This window comes from Gardnerella sp. c10Ua_244 (assembly GCF_055818055.1).
Window position 1 is genome coordinate 19,634 of record NZ_JARFVS010000003.1, and the last position, 22,341, is coordinate 41,974.

Below are 22,341 nucleotides of genomic sequence, written 5' to 3' on the forward strand. Positions count from 1 at the left end.
ACGTGTGTAATAACGATTATGCACACATATTACGAATGGCAATGGCTTATACAACGCACTCAAGAGTGCGCTCGCTGCGTTATGGCAGAATCCGCAGCGACTGAATTAGAAGATTGGCAAGGGCTTGCAGCCGAACATTTTCGTCATAGTATGAAAAATATTTCTGCACAAGCGTATGCGTTATATAACATTCGCGGAGGAATATAGTATGTCTTGGAAAGTTAAGTCCTCTGTTGTAGGTGGAATGACGCTTAGCGTTGCTGATAGAGAAGCGTATATTAGTTTTTCCAGAAAACTCAATAATATTGCTAAAGAATTACTTACGCTAAAAAATTTATGGCTTAATGCAGCGATGGTTATTGCCGGTCAAAATTATGGTATACAAAAAGAATCAGGAGCATATATTCATGATTCTTCGCAATCATTTTTAACTGAAAGCATATGTCATGAATATGCTCATAAATGTTATTTAATGTCTCAAAATTTAGAAAATCTTGCTTTTCTTATTGCAAGAGCAAATAATTTGTATGAAGATGCAGAATTTCGTGCAAAAGACGAGTTAGACAATAAAATTTCTTTCTTGGCTCTTGCAAACCCTATTTTTGCTTTACATGTTTTATTGTCCGCAGGTCTCGCCGTTAATCAAGATAATAAAAATCATTCAGGTTTCCAAAATCTTGCTAGATGGTCCTACGCAACTAAGAATATACAACAAGGAATTATTCGAGGTTTATCGCAGCACCTTATTTTAAATCCTATTACAAGTTTGCCAATATTTATTGCCGGAAATGCAAAAGGCCCCATAAATAAAAAAGAGCGTGAAACCTCACTAAACTTTTTATCCAATGCTCAAAAATATTTATCACAAGCTATTCCATTTATTTCTAGTGCTCTTAGCTTCGTAAGCGCGCCTATTAATGATCGAAAGCAAGGTAATAATTTACTTCTCACTAAAGTAAATGAGATGTGGAGAAAACCTGGATCTGTTCTTGCTAGACCTGGACGTAATCTGCTTGAAACTTTAGAAAATTTAACGGAACTTGGAAGCGAAAATTTGGGCGTTAGTCCACCACTTGTTAATCCAGATGCTGCTACTATTGCAATTCAACGTTTTAGGCGCAGCGATGGCAGTTCGTCATGGTTAGTAATAATTCCAGGAACTGACGGTAAAGCACACTCTCCTTTTGGTTGGGCACAAAACGCAGAAGTAATGAGTCATAGTTCTTTAGTTAGAAAACAAGCTGATAGCACTCGAATGGTTGTAGAAGCTATGAAACGTTCTGGAATTAAATCTAACGAGCCTGTTGCTTTAGTAGGACATTCTCAAGGAGGTATTGTTGCAGCAAGCATTGCAAGCGATTACGCTAAGCAATACAACATACAGCATGTTGTTACTGCTGGATCTCCTATTGCAAATCATCCAATTCCTAAGAAAACTTGGGTTACTAGTATTGAGATGGACGATGAGATTGTGCCTTCTTTAGATGGCAAAGAGAATCCTCGTAGAAATAATTGGGTGACTATTCATGGACATGCAATTCATGTTAAAGAATCTAAGCGTTCTTTACCTCCTGGAGTCACGCGTTTTTCTGGCAAACAATATTCGACTAAAAAATTCAATAATGACGGAATATTCGTTAATGACGTTCCAGAAGAAAGAACTTTAACTCATGATTTGCATTACCATACTGCAGCTTATGAAGATGCTCTTCAACTCGGATCTAAAAGTGTGCGCGAGCAAGATCGACATTTTCAGAATACTATTAATGGCAAATTGCAAAGTACTACATTGTGGCAAGGAGTAATGAAAAAATAAAATAATTAAATTCTTATTGAGCAAAATTAAGCTAATTCGCAGCATGATGTAACCTTAAAACTATGAAGCTTACCGATATTTCTCCTGCAATAGCTCTGACTCCTCTCGATGGACGTTATCATAATCAAACATCCACACTCGTTGAATATTTAAGCGAACCTGCGTTAAATCGCGAGCGCATGCGTGTAGAAGTTGAGTGGATGATTCTTCTCGCAAATGGTTATGAAGCTAATCAATTCCAGCCAATTGTTAAGGGTGTTAATCCTTTAACTGATGAAGAATGCTCATATTTACGTTCTATTCCTGAAAATTTTGATGCTGAAGGAATTGCTCGTCATGCTGCGCATGAGGCTATTACTCATCACGATGTTAAAGCTGTTGAATACTACATTGACGATGCGTTAGACGAAGCAGAAAATAAGCTTGGTCATGCTACTGAGCTTTCAAATTTAAAAACTTTAGTACATTTTTCATGCACAAGTGAAGATATTAATAATCTTTCTATTGCGCGTTGCGTAAAGCAAGCTGTTTTAAACGTTTATCGTCCGAATTTAGAAGCGATAGTTGATTATTTAGTTAAGAATGCTAACGAATATAGAGATTTATCTATGCTTTCGTTAACTCATGGCCAGCCTGCTACTCCAACTACTTTAGGTAAGGAATTGGCAGTGTTTGCATATCGTTTGCGTCGTCAACTTCGTCATCTTGATACTCAAGAGTATTTAGGAAAGTTGAATGGTGCTACAGGAACTTTTGGAGCTCATTTAGCTGCTTTCCCAGAAGTTGATTGGATTAGCGTATCTCAAGAGTTTGTTGAAAATAGAATGGGTCTCCAATGGAATCCATTAACAACTCAAATTGAAAGCCACGATTGGCAGGCTGAACTTTATAGCACTGTAAGTCACATAAACCATATTCTGCATAATCTTGCAGTTGACGTATGGATGTATATTTCCAGAGGTATTTTTGTGCAAGTTCCTGTAAAGGGAGCTACAGGATCTTCTACTATGCCTCATAAGGTTAACCCTATTCGTTTTGAGAACGCTGAAGCTAATCTTGAGATTTCTTGCTCACTGTTTGACACATTATGTGCAACTCTTACTGAAAGCCGCTGGCAGCGTGATCTTACAGACTCTACTACTCAAAGGAATGTTGGCTCAGCTTTCGGCTATGCTCTTCTTGCTTTGAATAATCTTTTAGGCGGTTTGAAGTCTATTCATCCTAATAAAGAATTTATGGCAAAAGAATTAGACGAAAATTGGGAAGTTCTTGGAGAGCCAATTCAAACAGCAATGCGTGCTGAAGAAATTGCTGGCGTACCTGGTATGGAACGACCATATGAGCAAGTAAAAGAATTAATGCGCGGTCACCATATTTCACAAAGTGACGTAGAAGAATTCATTAAATCTCGTAACTTTGATGCCAATACTGCAGCTCGTTTGCAAGCAATGACACCAGAATCTTACACTGGATTTGCTTCACAATTGGTGGACTTTATTGATTAAGTAGACGGTAAAGCCATGCAATCTAGCATAAATCCAAATCTTGTTATTGAAGATACTCAGCCTAGCTTAGTACGTAGTTGGGCTGATTTGTTGTATGCAATATCATCAGTTGTAATTGGCGTTTTTACTTTGTTGTCGTCAATGTGTTTATCAGCAACGGCTGATGCTATGAAGATTGATGCACGAAGTGCTACTCAAATTATAGGATTATCTTTTAATAATCTTTCATTTGTTCTGATACAGCAAGGTCTTACTCTTATTGTTGTTGCAGAAGTTATTGCACACATGGTTTCTGACAGGCGTTGGATTGATACCGCTATTTCTGTTATTACGCTGTTTATAAGTTATGGTTCAGTATGGCTGTTATCTATTGCGATATTTTCTACACACAATATAGCTTTGATTGAATCTTTACAAATGCGGTCTAATAACACTTGGGCTGATTTGCTTCCAGACATGTATGCTGTTCTGGTTGCTTTTCTTACAGTTAGTGGTCCTAGACGCGAATATAAGCATGTAATGTGGGGCTGGAATGCTTTATTCATTGTTACAGCAATACTTCTATTTTCATCTTGGGATTCCTACTCTGCTATTCTTGTATCATGTTGCTTAGGAAGAGCAATTGGTACGCTTATTCGTTTCGCAAAAGGCACACGCAGTAAGGGTGCTTGGGGTGACGATATTGTTCTTGCTTTAAAAAATATTGGCATAGATAATCTTACTCAATTAACTCGTAGAACTCAGCAAGCTGATCATACTGGAGTTCTTCGTTCAAGTCTTGATGACGATTTAATTGAAAATTCAAGATTGTATGATGCAACAGACATCCACGGCATACGTTATGTAATTTCAGTATTAGATAATCAAGTTCATTTACCAGGTTATTTAAATCAATTATGGCAGTGGGTGCGTTTAGTAGATATACCAACTCGTAGAGATCGTTCTGCTAGACATTCTGTTCATCACCACCTTTCTATGCTTCTTGTTTTACGAAATATGCATTTGCCAACAGCGAATGTTTATGGAGTAAGCGACAGTGATAAATCTTCAATAATGGTTTTTCACGCTTCTAACGCTCTACTGCCTTGCAATTTGAACACTTTAACTATTGATGATGCAGCAAAATTAATGCGTTATGTAGATGCTGCTAACACTCGCGGTATTACGCATAGACGCATCACTCCTGAAACTATTGCTAGGCTTGAAGACGGAACACCAGTTATTGCAGGTTGGCAAAACGGCGACGTTGCCAGCGATGATACAAATATTGCACTTGATAAAGTTCAGCTTTTAACGCTTATTGCATCTTGCACAGATATTGACACTGCTCTTAAAGCTGCTATTAACACATGGGGTGCAGAAAAGTTATCTGCACTATTGCCTTTTATGCAGAAAGCTGCTATTCCTGCTTCCACGAGATCTTTGCCATCTTGGAATAAAAAAGTTTTCCAAAATCTTTGCAATAAGTTAAGTCAAATAGTTGCTTTACACACAGATGAAGAAGATTATGATACTGTGCGTTTAGCGCGCTTCAATATACGTTTCTTTGTTAGCTTGGTTCTTTCGATTGTTGCTGTCGCTGTTATTGCTACACAGTGGCATCCTCAGGAAGTATTTGCTGCCTTGCGTCACGCAGATAATGTAATGGTATTTATGTGCTTTGCTTGCAGCATGTTTGCTTGGATTGGATCTGCAATTACGCTCGGCTCATTCATGGATGATCAAAAACCTTCTGCACATGTTTTGTTTGCATCTCAAGCAGCTACTGGTTTCACAGCAGTTTCTATGCCTGCTGGTGTTGGTCCTGCATTTGTAAATATGCAATTATTAAAGAAAAGCGGGTACACTTCAGCTCAAGCTACAGCAATTACTAGTGCAGTATGGCTTATTCAAGCATTAATGACAACTTTAGTATTACTTTCTATAGGCGTTTTCACTGGTAAAAATGTGCTTTCTGGAATGATTCCTACTCATATGCTCATTACTTTCATTGGAATAATCACACTTATAGTTTGTGTTTTAATGGTTATTCCGTCCGCTCGTAAAGCAATTCGAAAGCATTATTTGCCAATATTATCTGATTACGGCCATCAAATTAAGGAACTTATTTCACATCCTATGCAACTTATTGCAGGCTCTTTTGGTGCTATTGTGCTTGTTTCATGCATTGGATTGGGTTATTGGATTTCTTTGCTTGCATTTGGATATTACGCAAATCCTTGGGAAACAATCTTACTATTCTTACTTGCTAACGCTGCTGGATCGGCAGTGCCTACGCCAGGCGGCTTGGGTGCTGTTGAAGCTTCTCTTACTTTCGCATTTACATCTGTAGGTGTTCCTCCAACAGTTGCTTTGTCTGCCACTCTTCTGTATAGGCTTATGTTCTACTGGTTGAGAATTCCGTTAGGCGCGTTTGCAATGAAGTGGCTCAGCAATAATGAGCTTATATAAGTGAGATTTACAAACATTTGTGTATTTTTATTAGCAAATATCGTATCTGTTTCTATGCAAGTGCGTTTTAAATAAAAAACAGCAAAAAATAAATAAAAAATATTAAGAAAAAATGCAAAAATGGCTACATTTGTAGGGAAAATGTACTAATATCTAGTATGAACGTGACCTTTGAAGAGAAGGTCCCCTGACACAAAGGATGCTGCATGGCATACAACAAGTCTGATCTCGTTTCTAAGATCGCACAGAAGTCCAACCTGACCAAGGCACAGGCCGAAGCCGCCGTCAACGCATTCCAGGATGTGTTCGTTGAGGCTTTACAGTCCGGTGAAGGTTTGAAGCTTACTGGTCTGTTCTCCGCAGAACGCGTAAAGCGTGCTGAGCGCACTGGCCGCAACCCGCGTACCGGTGAAACCATCAAGATTCCAGCTTCTTACGGTGTACGTATTTCTGCTGGCTCCTTGTTGAAGAAGGCTGTTACTGCCTGAAATTAAGCGTTTTTCGTATTTATTACATTAAACAAATACTATTTGCGCAAAACAAAGATGGGCACTCCGAAGCTGGAGTGCCCATCTTTTATAGATTTCCTCGTTCCATTTTTCGCAAACGCGGCTCTGCGCTATCTTTTGCTCCCGTAATGCGGTAAACGTCAAAAACGCCTTCAATTTTACGGATAGCAGCAAGTAGAGTTGCTAAGTGCTGAGGATCTGCCATTTCAAAGGTAAATTGACTTGTTGCAACACGGTCATCGCCTGTAGCAATAGTTCCGGAAAGAATATTTACTCCATGATCTGAAAGAACGCGAGTAACATCCGAAAGAAGATGTTGTCGATCCAATGCTTCAACTTGGACCTTAACCAAGAACAAGCCTTTATCGCTAGTCCATTGAACAGGAATAACGCGCTCTGATTGAGTTTTTTGCAAATCGAGCATGTTCTGGCAGTCAGTCCTATGCACAGACACACCTTGGTTTCGTGTTATAAAACCAATAATCATATCTCCTGGAACTGGCATGCAACATTTTGCAAGCTTGACCCAAACGTCTCCAACACCCTTAACTGATACTCCCAAAGCACCGTTAGACTTATGGCTGCGCTCAACATGGCGTAAAGGCAATGCTTCTTGTTCTACTTCTTCTGCAACTTCATCAGCGCCCGCATCTTTTACTAAACGCGAAATAACATTCTGTGTAGAAACTTGACCTTCGCCAATAGCCGCATATAAAGACTCAACATTAGTAGGCAAATTCAATTCATCAGCAACGCCAATTAATGCCTGCTGCGTCATCAAAGTAGTTAAAGGCAAGTTACGTTTACGCATAGCGCGAGTTAGCTCATCCTTACCCTCTTCAATCGCCTCAGAGCGGCGTTCCTTGCTAAACCATTGGCGTATTTTATTTCGAGCACGAGGAGATTTTACAAAACTCAGCCAATCGCGAGATGGTCCAGCTGTATCCGACTTTGAAGTAAGCACCTCTACAGTGTCACCGTTTGAAAGTTTCGTATCAAGAGGAACCAAGCGTCCATTTACACGCGCACCCATCATGCGATGACCAACTTCAGTATGCACAGAATATGCAAAATCAACAGGAGTTGCATCCTGCGGAAGCGCAACAATACTCCCCTTTGGAGTAAAAACATAAACTTCAGAAGCACCAAGATCTTGTTTTAATGAACCTAAGAATTCATCTGAATCTGGAGTCTCACTAGTCCAATCAGCAAGCTGTTGAATCCACTTAAGATTATCTGCTTCGCTAAGCTCTTTTTTGTCATCAATATTATTTTCGCGTTTTAAATCATCATTATCAGGCTTACTTAAAGCGCGACCAGCCTGACCATTAGCTTTGTACTTCCAATGAGCTGCGATGCCGAATTCAGCACGCCTATGCATATCCCATGTGCGTATTTGAATCTCTACTGGCTTTCCACCAGGGCCTACAACTGTAGTATGCAAGCTTTGATACATATTCAATTTTGGAGTTGCAATGTAATCCTTAAAACGTCCTGGAACAGGGCTCCATCGAGCATGCACTGCACCTAATGCTGCATAACAGTCACGAATAGAATCGACTATTATTCTCACACCAACTAAATCGTAAATATTAGCAAAATCATGACCTCGAACGATCATCTTTTGGTAAATAGAGAAATAATCTTTTGGTCGACCTTTTACCGATGCTTTAACATGTTGTTCTGCAAGATCTGCATTAATTTCTTCAAGAATTTGTCGTAAATAAACTTCACGCTGACCTGCTCTACGAGCAACTAAAACAACAATTTCATTATAAATTTTTGGATACAGTACTTTAAAACTCAGCTCTTCAAGTTCAGTTTTAATTGCATTCATGCCTAAACGGTTAGCAAGAGGCGCATATACGTCAAGAGTTTCTCTTGCTTTTTTATGTGAACTTGATGGCTTAACATACCTCCAAGTACGAGCATTATGCAAACGATCCGCAAGCTTTACTACAAGCACTCGCACATCGCGGCTCATTGCAACAACCATCTTACGAATAGTTTCTGCTTGAGCACTTTCGCCATATTCCATGTTGGATATTTTTGTAACACCATCTACAAGACCTGCTACAGTATCGCCAAATTCAGCTCGACATTCTTCTAGCGTGTAATCTGTATCTTCTACAGTGTCGTGTAATAATCCTGAAGCAACAACAATTGGTCCCATTCCAAGATCTGCAAGAATTTGAGCTACAGCAAGAGGATGAATAATGTATGGCTCACCAGATTTGCGTCTTTGACCTGTATGCTGCTTTACAGCACAATCATAAGCTCTATGAAGAATGCTCATATCCTCATTAGGATGATGCCATTTGCACATGCTCAATATCGGCAATAATGGATTTCGAGAATCTTCGCTGATTTCACATCCGAGCCTATTGGATCCTTTTACATCCTCTTGAAGTTCACCCATTTGGCACCTCCTGGTACTTTTTACTATCCTACCTGCAATTCGCTCAATACACTACCAAAACAAAAAATACATACAATAAATCCGACTCAGTTTTAAAAACCGGTCGGATATTTATAAAAAGATTATTGTACGCCAGTGGAGCCAAAACCTTTATCAGAGCGATCAGATTCAGGTAATTTAGATGCGGGAATAAATTGTGCTTCTACATAACGTTGTATAACCATTTGAGCGATACGATCACCTTTATGGAATTGCACTGTGTTCTCAGGATCTAAATTAATAAGAGGAACCTTAATTTCACCACGATACCCGGCATCAACTGTTCCAGGTGCATTTAGCACAGTCACACCCTGTTTTGCTGCTAAACCAGAACGAGGATGCACTAAAGCAACGTAACCTGCAGGTAAAGCTATAGCAACTCCAGTAGGAACAAGCGCTCTCTGGAAAGGACGCAAAGTAAAATCTTGGGTAGTTCTTAAATCGGCACCTGCATCACCTGCATGCGCGTAGCAAAGCGGCTGTAATGTAGATGTTTCATCATCGAGATACTTAATTAATACCTCAACCTGTTCGGGGCCAGTATAGGTCTCGTCATATGCCATTTAAGCTGCGCACTCCTTGCAAACAGGCTGACCATCAGCATTAGTTTCAGCTAACTGGCTGCGATGCTTAACTAAGAAGCATTCAGAACAAATAAATTCATCGCCTTGCATAGGGATAACAGTTACGGATGCATCTTCGTTACTTAAATCAGCACCTGGCAACTCGTAGTCTTCAGCAATAGCATTTTCATCATCGTCAATATCGCTGTTTGAATTTTGAGAACCTTTACTCAAAGCTTCCAACGACTCTTCGTCCTCATCTTTGCTACGAGGAGAATCATAATCCTGTGCCATTATGGTCCTTTCGTTTTTAAAGCTACTTACGCGCATAGCATACACGAATGCTACCCCGTATATTACACATTTTTTATTTTAAATAAAATGGTAAAGAATGCAGTGTATGGACTAAAGTATATAAATAGTATTGTTAAAAGCGAAGAAAGTGGTGCATAATGCTTGAAAATCCGCCAAAAGAGGCGAGTTTCGACCATATTGACGCAGACGGTAATTTGATTTTCATTTGTGAAAACACGCCGTTACGTATTCAAGTGGACGACACGCTGGAACGCGCCATCGCTGGTTCACATAAAATTACGAGTAAAAACAGCGATGAACATAACTCAGCAGATGCTGGCACAAATTCTATGCAATCTAATGCAACATTGCCTATTTCGCAAATTCAGGCATTGATTCGCGCAGGAGTTGCACCTTCACATGTAGCGCAAAGATACAACGTTAGTGAAGCACAAGTTAGGCGTTTTTCTGCAGGCGTTGAAACCGAAAAGCAGTATGCAATTGAGCAGTTCCTTCTAGTACCTGCTCCTAAACAAAGCAATATGCGCACTATTGCAGATTTAATTGAAAGAACATTAGCTAAAGCACATATTGGCATGGAAACAGTGCAATGGAAAGCAACGCGCAGAGGATTAGAGCCATGGCGAATTACTGCTACTTTCAAAACTGCTACTCGCACTATTAAAGCTGAGTGGACATGGAACATGCATGACAACTCTGTTACATGCGCGAACCCTTCGTCTAGATTATTGCTTGGTGAAGATGTTAATGCAGCAGATACTTCTAAACAGTCTCCATATGGTGGAGCTTATAGAGACACTGTAAGCATTAATTTCCCATTCAACACTGAAGAGCTTCCAGGAAATTCTATTCGTTCTGCCAGAATCGAACGAGCTGTTTCTCAATGGGAACTTAGAAACAGTGACAAACTTGCAGATGCACAAGCCCAATCTTCCTTCGAAAATCAGGACAATAATTCTGACATACAGCAAGTATTAGAAAAAGGCTATTCTAAGCGTTCTACTGAAACAAATACGCAATTTATTAAAGAAGATAATCCTCAGCAGACTTCGCTAATACAACCAGATGCTGAATTTATTAATAGAAACGAAACGAATAGCAAAATCGTCAATGCGTCTAATGAAGCACAAAAATCATTGGCTGCGAAAGTTCAAAATGCTGAAAAAGCAGATATTGTTAGTACGAATTTGCAAAAAAATGCTGCTGAAAGTAATCAAAATTCTGCTAAAAATAATCAAGAAATTAATACTAATGGCCAAGAAAAATCATCTTCTGAGCACAATAAACGTAAAGCTGGAAGAGCAGCAGTACCAAGCTGGGATGAAATATTATTTGGCGAAAGCTAAATAAGAAGTTTAAAAATAAATTTTTCGCTTATTAACAATATGTGTGACACTCTTAGTAAAATTTGAGTGCCACACATTTTATTTGCTAAGTTACGATTTATAAAATATTTTCAATAATAGAAGCAAAAATCGCTTACACTAAATCTATGAGGCACGGAATATCCATTTCCATATGAGTCATCGATCCATGAACGCTAGGTAAACTCATAGCTTTATCAGATTGAATGCGAGAATCAACAATTGTGTAAGCTCCACAAGCTTGCACAATAACATCGCCAATAACATCCTCTGCCCTGTTGTTTACTAAACCAAAAATACCATCGTCAATGGCTTGTTTTTTACTGCGTACAATTGCATTAGTTCCAAAATATTCACGCCAACGGTAAATAATATCTTCAGGATTTGCGTCACTGTTAGCATACAACATTACAGAACGAGGTTCACCGCCAACCATCGATACGCCTTTTATCAGCTCATCATGTTTAGCAATATCAATTCGCTTATTGGGATCGGATTTAATCATCCCATGATCTGCAGTAATAACAATTAATGTTCCAGGAGCACAATTTGCTCGCAAAAGACGCAACTGCTCGTCAATTTGCTCAAAAACAGAAACCCACTGCTGAGAATCCCAACCATAATTATGACCGGTTTTATCAGCGTCACGTAAATACATATAAGTTAAACCTGGAGTTTTACTGTTATTAGCAGCCTTAAGAATGCGAGCTCTAGGAGTTCCAGCAGTAATATAATTTGCTCCACGAAAAGCAGCTTTGGTAAGAGGAGTATTTTCAAACTTTGGTAATCCCACGCTATCTGCACGGACTCCATTAGAAACTAAACTTTCAAATATAGTCGGCTCTTGCTGCAAAACTAGCGGATCAGGCGCATCATTAAATTGAATAAGCTGCGCAAGTTTACCAGTTTGAGAATTCTTTTGCGTGTAACCGGTCATGCAAGTAAGACCAGGACATGTGCCTGTTCCAAAAGTAGCCATTGCAGCAACAGTTGTGCTTGGAACGCACGTGCTAATTGGTCGTTGATTTATTGATTCGTTAAGCAAGGATCGTAAATAAGGAGCGTGACCTTTGCGCATAAGAATATTCCAGTATCCTAAACCATCTATTAACACTACAATTGCAGAATTAGATTTAGGGAAACCAAGACTTTCTCGCAAAGCGTGTGGATCGTTATGAATAGCTGTTTTAACAGGAGCATCTATTGCATCACTTAAAGCTGGAAGAACCGAAGATATATGTAACGCTCCACCAAGATTTTTTTCATTAAAATCGTAAGAAAAATTTTCATTAACTGCGGAATTAGAAAAATCACCGTACTTAACATTACCAACAAATTGCAAAAGATCATTTTCAGACGGTATTTCAGCACTCATACTTACTATTGAACCACTTATATTGCATTGAACAAAACGCGAATAACAAATATTTATATAAATAACTAGTCAAATTGCTGAAAAATTCAGCAAAAACATGCTGTTTGTGCATATAAATTGGTAAGATTGATAGCCGTAATGTCATTCAAGGAGTTCTAAATATGCCCTCACGCCATCACTCAACACAGCAAGCTTTCGACCCAAGAAAAGTTAAAGAGCATATTGTTGAAACACCATTAAACGAAGAAATGAGCAAATCCTTCTTGGAATATGCTTATTCAGTTATTTATGCTCGAGCTTTACCGGACGCACGAGACGGAATGAAACCAGTGCAGCGACGCATTGTGTATCAAATGGGCAATATGAATTTGAGTCCTGATCATGCTTATATGAAATCAGCGCGCGTTGTTGGTGAAGTAATGGGTAAACTTCATCCTCACGGTGATTCTGCAATCTATGAGGCAATGGTTCGTCTAGCTCAACCATTTTCCCTACGCTTGCCGCTTGTTGACGGACACGGTAATTTTGGCTCTCTTGACGACGGTCCAGCAGCTTCTCGATACACCGAAGCGCGTTTAGCTCCTGCATCACTAGGTATGAACGCGGATATCAACGAAGACACAGTTGATTTCGTACCAAATTACGACAATAAACTAAAAGAACCTACTGTGCTTCCTGCAGCTATTCCAAATCTTTTAGTAAATGGTGCTTCTGGAATTGCTGTAGGCATGGCAACTAATATGGCAACACATAATCTAGGAGAAGTAGTTGCTGCAGCAAAATATGTTATGAAACATCCTGATGCAACCCTAGATGATCTTATGAAACTAGTTCCAGGACCTGACTGGCCTAGCGGAGGAATTATCATTGGTAGAAATGGCATTCGCGAAGCTTACGCAACAGGTCGCGGAGCATTCACTACAAGATCTACAACACATATCGAAAATATTACTGCTCGCAAAAAAGCTATTATCGTTACAGAACTTCCGTTTATGGTTGGCCCAGAGCGCGTTTTGGAAAGAATTTCTCAAGGAGTTAAATCAAGAAAATTAGACGGTATTTCAGGTGCTATTGATTTAACAGATCGACATAACGGAACTCGTATTGTTATTGAGATTAAGACAGGTTTTGATCCTAACGCTGTGCTTGCTCAACTTTTTAAGCACACTCCTTTGCAAGAGAGCTTTACTATTAACAATGTTGCACTTGTTGACGGTAGACCTCACACAATGGGCTTGCGAGAGCTATTAGACGTTTGGATTTCTCACCGCAGAACCGTGGTACGCAGACGCAGCGAATTTAGGCGCAAAAAAGCTCAAGAACGCTTACATTTGGTTGATGGCTTGCTTCTTGCACTTCTTGATATTGATGAAGTAATTCAGGTCATTCGTTCATCTGAAGATGCAGATAGTGCAAAAACTAAGTTAATTAAAGTATTCGATCTTGATGAAATTCAAGCACAGTATATTCTTGACTTACGTCTTCGCAGACTTACTAAAATGAGCCAAATAGAGCTCGAAGCTGAACGCGACGATTTGCTCAAAAAAATTGAAGAGCTAAATCAAATATTAAGTTCTGAAGCTAAACTCGACAACGTCGTAATAGCAGATATGGATTCTGCAGTTAAACAATGGAATACTCCACGCAGAACAATTTTGCTTGACGAAAATGAAGATGGTAGTTTTACTCCAGTAGCCTCCAGCATAAATAAAAACAGTGAGGATATTGCAATTAAAGCCGTTCAATCAGCAAATAAAATTACTTCAACTCAAGCAGATTTGGCTGCAGCAGCTAATGCAGCTCGTAAAACTGGAGAAGCTGACGCATCTTCTGTCGCAATGCAATTAAGTGACGAACCTTGCGCAGTAGCATTAAGCACTTCAGGGTTAATTGCCAGAACAAGCATTGCAGTGTTAGAACATTGGAATTCGCACAACAACAACGTATTTAACACTCCTTGTAAAACAATGTTTGCAACAACAACGCGTTCAACTTGTGCTCTTGTTACTTCATCTGGTCGACTAGTTCTAGCTCATGTTGCAGATTTGCCACAACTTAACTATGAAGAAGGAAAACCTGCGCTGCTCAACCACGGAGTAAAAGCACAAGAACTGCTAACTTCCACGCAAAGCACGGATCCAGTAAGAGGAGAACGCGTAGTTTCAGCAATAGCATTTGATGCCTCACAAAACGCTACTCCACTTGCAATTGGAACACGAAACGGTGTAGTTAAAAGATGGAATTTTGAAGCTCCAACTACCATGGATTCATGGAGCATAATTGACTTAAAAGACGACGACACCGTTATTGCCGCAGCTCCAGCAAAAGACAACGACAGACTCGTGTTCATTAGTAGTGATTCTTCATTACTTACCTTTGACGCTAAACAAGTTAGACCACAAGGACGCACAGCAGGCGGAATGGCAGGCATTCGTTTAGCAGAAGGTGCTAAAGTTGCAACCTTCGCAGTAGTGCCAGAAAAATCAATAGAGTGGCATTACGAAGAAGGTGAAAATGGTTTATTCTCCGCTTCTGGAACAGTTGTATTCACCGTTGCTGGAGACAGTGAAGCTCTTCCTGGAACCGAAAACGGTTCTGCAAAGATTACTCCATTTGACATGTACCCAACAAAAGGTCGCGCAACTGGTGGCGTGCGCTCGCAAAGATTCCTTAAAGGTCAAGATACGTTGATACACGCGTACGTTGGATACTATCCATTGCAAGCCGTTACAGAAGGCGGAAGCAATGTTGAGTTACCTAAGCCAGATATGCGTAGGGATGCTTCTGGAACTGAACTCGTTTCCCCAATTGCGCACATTGGGTAGTAATGTTTTTGCTTGCTAATTTTACACTTTTTAAAGCTAGTTTTTGCGAGCATGCTTGGAATATCTGCGAAGTGATTTTCTAGCTTCTACAAGTGCAAAAATTCCTGCAGTCACAGATGCAAACAAATAATTTATTACCATAGCTACTGAAGAGCCAGTTTTAGGAAGATGCTTAACAACGCGCTTAGCTTCCGGTTGCTCGGGTTGCGAAAGAGCTGGAGCGGACTCAGGTTCTGTCTCAGACTCAGAAGGTGTCAGAATCGGACCTGGAGCGACAGGGGCCGGCGACTCAGGAACTGGAACAGGAGTTGGTGGAGTTGGAGGCGTTGGCTTCTTATTAACAGTTACTGTTGCAACTGCTGTTGCAGTAGCACCGCCATTGTCCGTTACGCTAAACGTGATAGTGTAAACGCCTGGAACATTGTTATTAAAACCACCGTCACTAATACGCTTAACCTTAGTTGCTATAGAATTATCCTCAATATCACTAACAGACACAACAAGACTATTCAAATCGAGTGAATCACCCTCAGTAATAGTCTTATTCTGAACTGTAATAACTGGTAAGTAATTCTTAAAAATGGAGTAAACTTTCAAATTTTTGTTTACACTAGTGCTGGCAAGGAACACTGCACCAGTACCGTCTTGATCTTCATTCCACCCTTCAAAAGTGTACCCAATCTTCGTAGGATCTTTAGGCATCGACTGACTATCAACACTCTTATCGTTTATGCTCTTGCCTTCCTTAACTTGCACAGAAGCATAATGAGAATTAGTGCCATTTACAAAAGTAACTGTGTAAATTGTAGCTTTAGGAACAATGTTGTACGTAAAATGCGATCTACCAATCATCCTAGGCACACGCTGAACAAAGTCATAAAAAATGCACTGACCTTCAAGTGTGCCAGTTTTTACAGCTACATATTTTCCATCAGCATTTTTCTTAAAATATGGTGAGAGGTCAATCGTTACAGGATTTCCATTCTCCTCAAAACCCTCCATAACACTGATTGTATGACCAGTGCTTTCTTGCGTAATTTTGATAGGACTTTTGTATTCCTCTCCCACTTCAATAGTGAAAGGTCCAGGATTTTGATTGTCAAACGGTGAATCATTTTCCCCTGAGCGAAACTTATATTGTCCTAAATTACCTTTTACGACAATTTCAGAAATTTTATTACCTTGGAAAGCAACACTACCAACTCCAGCAAGATAATACGGATTAGTATCTATATCGTGCTCTTTTCCCTTATCATCAAGCACGCCTTCAAACACAACTTTTTCAATTTCATTAGCAACAAAGGCTGCATCGCTTACTGAAACCACATTTTTTGGAATAACAACGGTTCCTTTAATTTTATTCCAACCAAAAGCTCCATATTCTATTATTCTAAGAGATTGCGGAAGAGTGACACCCTCAATATAAGTCTCGCCGTCAACGTGTTTATGCTTATTCCCAACTTTGTCAGCCTGACCGGTAAAAGCACATTCATGAATTACCTCAATACCCTCAGGAATCACAACATGATGATTTTTCTTAAGTTTCTCCTTGCCTTTGGCACTAAGTCCGTCCACATACTCATTTACCGTTTGACCGGTCTCCGGATAATAAACATTTTTCCTACCTCCAATAGTTTTACCATCGTCAGAAATGTTAAAGTCGTCCTTCGTCCAAGTTAAAGATGCATCATCTGTAGTACCCGAATCAGTTGATGCTGCTTTAGATTCTGCAGATGCGTGTACGCTTCTATCTTCACGATTATTTGTTTGAAGATTAGTATTGCTTACATCTATAAGAGTTTGTGTAAGTCTAGCATTTTCAGAATTTTCAGCATCAGTTACAGATTCAGAAGCTTTAGAAGATTTAGTAGATTTTGTGGTTTCGGCAGTTTTTGCAGTTTCGCTAGACTTGGAAGGTACAGTATTTCCAGAAGGTTTTGCGGAAGTGCTATCTAAAGCAGACCCCCCCCCATTGGGCGTATTAGAAGCTGCGTTATAAGAAGTTACGGAAGAAGAACCTTCTGTAGAGGAAGTTTCTGTATTAGAAGCTGTGGTAGAAGAATTTACAGTCGTATTAACACCAGAAGAAGCTGAAGTTTCGGCAGCATTCGCACTTTGTGCCATGCAGAAAGCACAAGCAGCAGTAGCAATACCCATCATAGTGCTAGTCAACATAAGACCAGTTCTCTTATTCATTTACCCTCTTAAAAAATAGATAACGAGATAATGTAAAAACGTATACACATTGTACGCTTTATAGTCGAAATACAAATGCAAGCATGGCATATCACACAATCGTTTAATTTATTACAAAAGTCATGCATTAACACACATTTTAGAATTATGCATCTCATCAAGCAAATCTTGAACCAAATATCCGTCGCTCATACAATGCATATCCGAAATACCATTACGCATCAAATCGTAAGTAACAGAATGGTAAAACACGTCAAGCGCCTGCTCATAACTCAACCCAGCACGCTCAGCCAGAAGACTTACAACCCTAGCATACTTCTTTTGCAACAAAATAGGATTCGCCTTCAAAATCCATCACTCCCCTAAAAACTTACTATTTACACACTCGCTTTTTATGTATGTAAGACACAAATCAATAGCTTTTTGACTTCTAAAACATATTTGATTATTAGGTTTTTCATATTTTAGTCTGCCTAAAGCTTCAGACTTAGTAATTAAATCATCAAAAAACAATTCAAGTGTGTTATAAACCTTATCGTTTGCTACACCGCCAATTACTACATCAAAACTGCTTGTATCATTTCCAGAACGAGCATTAAGTATGAAATTAAGCCATTCTTCAGAATATGAATCAAACTTAAGAACAGATAATTCATTAAGAACATTATTGTCAAAATTATAAGAAGAAACAAAAGCATCTTTGTCCTTGCGAATAAATTTCTTCGCCCAATTATCAGCCTGACTACGTATTGATGTAACGTAGAATCCTGCGCCAAAATCAACATCTTTACGCGAATGCAATACATCTGGAAATTCAACAGGCATAAAAGAACCGTGATAAACAATCATACTTTTACACCTTTTTCGCGCATGAAGGAAATAATATCGTTTGTAATATACTCTTTGCCTTGAGTGTGCAAAACGTCATAAGATGGAACAATATAAGACATAAGAATATTACTCTTCTTAGTCAAAGCATCATACGTATCGCGAGGGTTTTGATTAAGCTTCTTAGCAACATTTTCAATACAAAATATTGCAAAATCAAGCTTATCTTTGTCAAAGACTTCTTGCTTAATATCATTCATAACCCCTCCTTTTGTAAAAACATTATTAGAAATACATCTACTAGATAATGCGTATACAACAAGTTCTAACACACCTAGCACACATAACACATCTAACACAAGTCTACATCAAAAAAATATAAGCAATCGCGCACACAAATACTTTCAGACTCGAGTTACGCAAGTTCGAAGCAAGCGCACGTGCATAAAAGTCATTACAGCGAGAAGAATAAGCAAATAAGCCGGAAGAAGCACCATAGAAACATTCTGCGCAATTAGTCCAAAAATCGCAGGCATTACCATAGACCCAATATATGCGCTTGCCATTTGCATGCCAACAATAGCTTGAGACTTATCTGCACCAAAATAATGCGGCGTGGAATGAATAATGCATGGGTAAACTGGAGCGCAGCCTAGTCCAATAATTACAAATCCTGCAATAAGCTCAATATGATTCGGCAAAGGCAGCAACAATACCAGAATGCCCATAAGCATTACGCACTGCCCAATACGAATCATCGTTGCATCGTTAAAACGCATAGTAAGAAATCCGCTTACAAAACGACCAACTGTAATGCCAACATAAAACAAGCTTGCCCAACCTGCCGCAACAATGCGGCTAACTCCTCCATGCAAAACCATGTAACTACTAGCCCACAATCCTGCAGTTTGCTCCAACGCACAATAGCAAAAGAACATAATAAGAATATTCTTAGCTCCTGGAATGCGCAAAACTTCTGCGTAAGATAGCATCCCAGAAGATTGTTTCTTTACCTCAGTAAGATTATGCGTCTCTGCCTTTTTATTATTATTTTTCCACAGCGGCAAACTTATGAATAACACAAGAGTGAGAGCAATTTGTATAACAGCAATATACTGGTAGCCTGCAGGCCAGCGCTGACCGTGAGAAAGTGCGAAACCCATAACATAAGGACCTGCGGAAGCACCAATTCCCCACATGCAGTGAAGCCAGCTCATGTGCCAGCTTTCATAGTGAATTGCAACGTAATTATTAAGAGCCGCATCCACTCCTCCAGCACCTAAACCGTATGGTATAGCTAGAAAAATAAGCACAAGATAATTCGGAGCAAAAGAAAAACCTAGTAACGCTAAAGCTGTTAAAGCAACTGAAATAAGCGTAACCTTCCCAGGGCCAAACTTATGCGTAAACCTATTAGATAGCAGCGCAGAAACAATTGTTCCTGCAGAAATAACCATTGATATTCCACCAGCCCAAGAAATTTGCGCACCAACATCATGACTCATCGTAGGCCACGCAGCTCCAAGAAGAGCATCCGGCAAACCCAAGCTTATAAAAGCAAGATAAATAACAGCAAGAAGAAGGTTAACCATAAAAATTCCCCAACACTAGTACTTCATATTTGTAATGCCAACGCGACTTTATAAAGCAATATAAAGGAATACAAATATACAAGGCGACATAAAGCGACGCGAGCGGCATACCGATATCAGGTATCGATTTTGGAACGATCGAAGTCGTCTGCGTTATCAACAATAAACTGCTTGCGCGGAGGAACATCATCGCCCATTAGCAAATCAAATACTTCACTCGCTTGCTGAGCATCTTCCATACGAATCCTTCGAAGCATGCGAGTTCTAGGATCCATGGTTGTGTCTGCAAGCTGATCTGCATCCATCTCGCCCAAGCCCTTGTAACGCTGAATATCGCTGTTAAAATCAATGCCTTTAGCTTGCAAATCATCAAGCTTTCCAGCCAATTCATCGTCGGAATACGTGTAAATATACTCGCCCTTGCGCTTTCCAGCGAGCGCAATCCTGTGAAGAGGTGGCACTGCAGCATAAACATGGCCGTGCTCAATAAGCGGGCGCATATAACGGTAGAACAGCGTCAGCAGCAAAATACGAATATGCGCGCCGTCAACATCTGCATCGGTCATCATAACAATCTTGTTATAACGTGCTTGTGAAATATCGAAACTTGCGCCAGATCCTGCTCCAACAACCTGAATAATTGCAGCGCACTCTTTGTTGGAAAGCATTTGTGCAAGACTTGCTTTTTGCACGTTCAAAATCTTACCGCGAATTGGAAGAAGCGCTTGGAAAGCAGAATTTCGAGCAGCTTTTGCAGTGCCAAGTGCAGAATCGCCCTCGACGATGAAAAGTTCTGCAACATCGTCGTTTCCAGGCTGGCAGTCAGAAAGTTTCGGTGGCATTGAAGCAGACTCAAGAGCGTTCTTTCTGCGCGTAACTTCCTTAGTTTTACGCGCTTGAATACGCGCATGCATTTCGGAAACAATTTTTTCCAAAACTCTAGAAGACTGCTCTTTAAAACCTCGCTTAGAACCGGTAATCATCTCACCGAATTGAGCGTCAGTCATTTTGGTAACGATTGGCTTAACTTGAGCAGTTCCAAGAACATCCTTAGTTTGACCTTGGAATTGAGGCTCAGCAATGCGAACAGTTACGACTGCTACCAATCCTGCTGTAATATCATCGCGCTCAATTTTCGTATTCGAATCTTTAAGATTTACTTTTAGTTTGCGCGCGTTGTCTTCAACAGCTTTACGAATTTGCTTAGTCAATCCTTGCAAGAATCCGTCTACGTGCATACCTCCGCCAGGAGTTTCAACAACGTTTACGAAACTAATAATCGTTGAATCGTAGCCGTTTACCCAACGCATTGCAATGTCAACGCCGCATTTTCGAGTTACTTGCTGCGCGTGTAAATCTCCTGCAGAATCAACAGCTTGCGTTTCTTCTACATATGTATCTTCGCCAGAAATACGCCAAATATCCGATACTGCTTCACCTTTTGAAAGAAAATCAACGAAATCTTTAACGCCACCATTATGCAAAAATTCAACTACTCGAGGATGATGCTTATTTTGCATTGAGTTAGCAGACTCAGCATTCGCAACAGATTGTGCAACTGATTCTTCAGATTCAGCATCTTCAGCCTCATCTTCAGTCGCGATATTTTCAGTCTTATCTTCAGAATCATCTTCATCTTCTAATGCTGTTTCAGATTCTAATTCTTCAAATTCAGACACAGAGTTATCGCTATTATCAGACTGGTTTTCAAGAAGATTATCTTCTGCAACATCATCTTTAGTAGAATCAATTTCTTCAATATTTGCAGATTCACCTTCAGGAACATGCTCGTCAATAACAGTAATTTTTAAGCCTGGAACCAGGAAACTTGTTTGACGCACGCGAGCAATAAGCTGCTCATAGCTGAAATGCGCAGTCGAATTAAAAATTTCTGGATCCGCCCAGTAGCGTACACGAGTTCCGGTAGTTTTTGGCGAAACAGTGCCGATAATTTCAAGCTCAGTAGGCTTGTTCTTACGCGTACGCTTAAATGGAGAAGCTGGAGATGGATGCTCCGGGTCAGCATCGCTATACACACCAGGATGCCCTTGATGGAACGCCATATGATGCGTTTTACCGTCTCTATCGACTTCAACATCTAAACGCAAGCTTAAAGCGTTTACAACAGAAGATCCAACACCGTGCAAACCGCCTGCAGCATTATAAGAAGCGTTACCAAACTTTGCTCCAGCGTGAAGCTTAGTTAAAACAACTTCAACACCAGTGAGCTTTGTTTTTGGCTCAACATCTACTGGAATACCACGACCGTTATCTGCAACTTCAATAGATCCATCGTCGTGAAGAGTAACAATAATATGGTCACAAGCACCCGCCAAAGCCTCGTCAACCGCATTATCAATAATCTCCCAAAGGCAATGCATTAAGCCTTGGCTGTCTGTAGTGCCAATATACATGCCTGGACGCTTTCTTACAGCATCCAAGCCTTCTAGCACTGTCAAACTGTCGGCATCATACTGCTCTTTATGAGAGACCACTTCTACCCCTTGCACTTATTAAACGTACAACCGATTATTTTAAGCAATA

General features: G+C 39.9%; 17 protein-coding genes. 7 read left to right on the forward strand and 10 right to left on the reverse strand.

The features are described from left to right. Window positions 1-18 precede the first annotated feature (18 nt). From P0108_RS05530 to P0108_RS05550, 5 genes are all read left to right on the forward strand, one after another. Window positions 19-207 carry a hypothetical protein gene (locus P0108_RS05530; RefSeq protein ID WP_041160494.1) on the forward strand — a complete coding sequence of 63 codons (189 nt, stop codon included), beginning with the start codon at window positions 19-21 and terminating at the stop codon, window positions 205-207. 1 nt (window position 208) lies between these two features. Further along, window positions 209-1,816: an alpha/beta hydrolase gene (locus P0108_RS05535; protein ID WP_464398109.1), complete on the forward strand. Its 1,608-nt coding sequence runs from the start codon at window positions 209-211 to the stop codon at window positions 1,814-1,816. Window positions 1,817-1,878: 62 nt separating this feature from the next. After that, a complete protein-coding gene (purB, locus tag P0108_RS05540) occupies window positions 1,879-3,321 on the forward strand; it encodes an adenylosuccinate lyase (RefSeq protein ID WP_012914127.1) in 1,443 nt (480 codons plus the stop codon). 15 nt (window positions 3,322-3,336) lie between these two features. After that, window positions 3,337-5,772 carry a lysylphosphatidylglycerol synthase transmembrane domain-containing protein gene (locus P0108_RS05545; RefSeq protein WP_004111489.1) on the forward strand — a complete coding sequence of 812 codons (2,436 nt, stop codon included), beginning with the start codon at window positions 3,337-3,339 and terminating at the stop codon, window positions 5,770-5,772. Window positions 5,773-5,978: 206 nt separating this feature from the next. Then, on the forward strand, window positions 5,979-6,260 hold the full coding sequence (locus P0108_RS05550) for an HU family DNA-binding protein (RefSeq protein WP_004119480.1): 282 nt from the start codon (window positions 5,979-5,981) through the stop codon (window positions 6,258-6,260). An 88-nt stretch (window positions 6,261-6,348) separates the two neighbouring features. On the opposite strand, the gene P0108_RS05555 is transcribed toward P0108_RS05550, so the two are convergent. The 3 genes from P0108_RS05555 to P0108_RS05565 form a co-directional block, all read right to left on the reverse strand. Then, window positions 6,349-8,700, reverse strand: coding sequence for a RelA/SpoT family protein (locus tag P0108_RS05555; RefSeq protein WP_464398110.1), 2,352 nt, complete (start codon window positions 8,698-8,700; stop codon window positions 6,349-6,351). Between the two features lie 122 nt (window positions 8,701-8,822). Beyond that, window positions 8,823-9,302 carry a dUTP diphosphatase gene (dut, locus tag P0108_RS05560; RefSeq protein ID WP_004106773.1) on the reverse strand — a complete coding sequence of 160 codons (480 nt, stop codon included), beginning with the start codon at window positions 9,300-9,302 and terminating at the stop codon, window positions 8,823-8,825. Further along, window positions 9,303-9,596, reverse strand: coding sequence for a DUF4193 domain-containing protein (locus P0108_RS05565; RefSeq protein ID WP_004111484.1), 294 nt, complete (start codon window positions 9,594-9,596; stop codon window positions 9,303-9,305). 158 nt (window positions 9,597-9,754) lie between these two features. Here P0108_RS05565 and sepH point away from each other — a divergent pair, with 158 nt between their 5' ends. Further along, complete coding sequence (gene sepH / locus P0108_RS05570; protein WP_012914123.1) at window positions 9,755-10,963, forward strand: septation protein SepH; 1,209 nt, start codon at window positions 9,755-9,757, stop codon at window positions 10,961-10,963. Window positions 10,964-11,096: 133 nt separating this feature from the next. Here the strand turns inward: sepH and P0108_RS05575 are convergent, their stop codons facing one another. Then, the gene (locus tag P0108_RS05575) at window positions 11,097-12,356 is read right to left on the reverse strand and encodes an alkaline phosphatase family protein (protein ID WP_004111479.1); all 1,260 of its coding nucleotides are present in this window, start codon (window positions 12,354-12,356) and stop codon (window positions 11,097-11,099) included. Between the two features lie 161 nt (window positions 12,357-12,517). On the opposite strand from P0108_RS05575, the gene P0108_RS05580 reads away from it, so the two are divergent. Beyond that, the gene (locus P0108_RS05580) at window positions 12,518-15,181 is read left to right on the forward strand and encodes a DNA gyrase/topoisomerase IV subunit A (RefSeq protein ID WP_473730850.1); all 2,664 of its coding nucleotides are present in this window, start codon (window positions 12,518-12,520) and stop codon (window positions 15,179-15,181) included. Window positions 15,182-15,217: 36 nt separating this feature from the next. On the opposite strand, the gene P0108_RS05585 is transcribed toward P0108_RS05580, so the two are convergent. From P0108_RS05585 to P0108_RS05610, 6 genes are all read right to left on the reverse strand, one after another. Continuing rightward, window positions 15,218-17,377, reverse strand: coding sequence for an InlB B-repeat-containing protein (locus P0108_RS05585; protein ID WP_473730851.1), 2,160 nt, complete (start codon window positions 17,375-17,377; stop codon window positions 15,218-15,220). Between the two features lie 120 nt (window positions 17,378-17,497). Then, window positions 17,498-17,725: a DUF3791 domain-containing protein gene (locus tag P0108_RS05590; RefSeq protein WP_004111475.1), complete on the reverse strand. Its 228-nt coding sequence runs from the start codon at window positions 17,723-17,725 to the stop codon at window positions 17,498-17,500. A 6-nt stretch (window positions 17,726-17,731) separates the two neighbouring features. Then, window positions 17,732-18,226 (reverse strand): DUF3990 domain-containing protein, encoded by a 495-nt coding sequence (locus P0108_RS05595; RefSeq protein WP_012914120.1) that lies wholly within the window; start codon window positions 18,224-18,226, stop codon window positions 17,732-17,734. Further along, a complete protein-coding gene (locus P0108_RS05600) occupies window positions 18,223-18,465 on the reverse strand; it encodes a DUF3791 domain-containing protein (RefSeq protein ID WP_012914119.1) in 243 nt (80 codons plus the stop codon). The genes P0108_RS05595 and P0108_RS05600 overlap by 4 nt, the downstream gene beginning before the upstream one ends. Before the next feature lie 144 nt (window positions 18,466-18,609). After that, window positions 18,610-19,797, reverse strand: coding sequence for an MFS transporter (locus P0108_RS05605; RefSeq protein WP_473730852.1), 1,188 nt, complete (start codon window positions 19,795-19,797; stop codon window positions 18,610-18,612). 116 nt (window positions 19,798-19,913) lie between these two features. Next, complete coding sequence (locus P0108_RS05610; protein WP_473730853.1) at window positions 19,914-22,292, reverse strand: DNA gyrase/topoisomerase IV subunit B; 2,379 nt, start codon at window positions 22,290-22,292, stop codon at window positions 19,914-19,916. Window positions 22,293-22,341 lie beyond the last annotated feature (49 nt).